The organism is Enterococcus sp. DIV1298c, from assembly GCF_017316315.1.
GTDB lineage: Bacteria > Bacillota > Bacilli > Lactobacillales > Enterococcaceae > Enterococcus_B > Enterococcus_B mangumiae.
The window spans coordinates 1-1,674 of the sequence record NZ_JAFLWG010000095.1 but is presented as its reverse complement, the minus strand read 5'-3'; the positions used below and the strand labels follow the sequence as shown (position 1 = coordinate 1,674).

General features: G+C 34.7%; 1 protein-coding gene. It reads right to left on the bottom strand.

The window, feature by feature from the left end:
- Nucleotides 1–40: 40 nt before the first annotated feature.
- Nucleotides 41–1,552 (bottom strand): helix-turn-helix domain-containing protein, encoded by a 1,512-nt coding sequence (locus JZO83_RS14255; protein WP_206856384.1) that lies wholly within the window; start codon nt 1,550–1,552, stop codon nt 41–43.
- Between the last annotated feature and the right edge of the window lie 122 nt (nt 1,553–1,674).

Below are 1,674 nucleotides of genomic sequence, written 5' to 3'. Positions count from 1 at the left end.
TAATTCACTGGGTATTCTTCTATAAATAAAAATAAAGTGCCTAAAAATAACCTGTATTGTTTGCTGTAGAAGTAGCTGAATTTAAATAAGTGATTTTATCCATTAGAAGCGTCCAATCCTCTTTTGAAGGGATATTAGGTAGGCGGTGGATTGGACAAGGTAAATCTTCATTTAAGTGCAAATCATAGTTGCAGATGATCAGACTGGCTTGATGATCGTTGATCTCTTTTATAGTTACTGGTTGCTCAATCAAAAATTTGACAGAGATTTGTCGCAAGAAGAGTAATTCTGCTTCTTGAATGATGTAGTCATCCATCGATGGACAGCTTTGCAGCGCTACAATGACTCTAAGGGGCTGCTGTGATTTTATACGTAAAATCGTTGCATGAAACGTAGTCAAACTAGCAGCTAAGTGATCAAGATGAGTGAACTCAAATAGTGGATTTGCTTTTAAACGCTCTAATTGGCGAAACCAAAGCTGATAAATCTCCGGATATTTTTCTTTCATTAAATCAATCAAAGTAACGGAAGTCATTTCATAAGACGTACTCATATTTGAAAGTAATCTTGTATTGATCAAAAAGGCCTCCATTTTTTCTAAAGAGCCGTCATCTAGCATCTGCTTAGGGAAAACCTGTAATAAAAAACGGTGAACTGCTGCAACGACTGGCGCACTTTCTTCTCGGCGAAAAGCATATACTCGCTCTTCGTCTAAGCCTTGCCATTTTGAGTAAGAGACACAATGTAAAAAGGCGAGATAGAGCCATAAAGATTCTGATTCAGGGATTGCTAGCTTGAATAGTGAGGAATAATATAAGGCAATCAATGGTTCGATAACTTGATATCCCCGATTCTTTTTAACTAATTCGGCTGTACTTTCCTTCAAATGGCAAAATTTTTTAGCTTGCCCTCTTACTTTAGCGATGGATAACCAAAGAGTGAAACGAAAATGACTAAAATGAAGAAAAGTGATCCCACTTTTTCGACCATGTTCAATAATCGTTTGTGCATGGTGATTACTATCAGAATCAATGATCTGACTATCGCCAAAACTAGAATAAAATGAAAAGAGTAAAAAGCGAATATCTTCTTCTTTACCAATAAAGGTTAGTGGACCTGTTGCGATCGATACGCGGTATTCTTTTAGCACTTCATTCATATGGCGTATAATGTTAAAAATCGAGCTGCGAGAAATCATTAAGTGTTCGGATAATTCTTCTGTAGTGTAGGCTTTATCATGGAGCAATAAATCCATCATACGATAAATCGTCGTGTCTTTTGCTAACCGAGTGATCACTGAATCGACAGAGATTTCTTGTTGAGTGATTTGTAAGAAACCTTGGTCATTGTAGGTTAATTGAAAATCGTTCGTAGGCAAAGAACTATTGATAATGTCGATATCTTTTCGTAAAGTTGGCTTTGATGTACCTAATTCCTGAGATAGATCACTAAGCGTTAAATTTTTATTCTGATGCGTACGTATAAACTGTAACAAGTTATACTGTCGTTTGAATTGATTATCTAATTGTAATGTCATAGGTAAATTATTCATACTGGCAGCCTTTCTTTTTAGACAATGATAGGAGAAAAAATAATTACATTTTTTTTAAATAAGAATTTAGTTATTACTATTAGTGTATTCGTTATTTAAAATTTAATCAATGTTTTTATCAT

What these genes read in the sequence shown, in the direction of transcription:
- JZO83_RS14255 (WP_206856384.1), bottom strand. Translation starts at nt 1,552, where the DNA reads ATGAATAATTTACCTATGACATTACAATTAGATAATCAATTCAAACGA.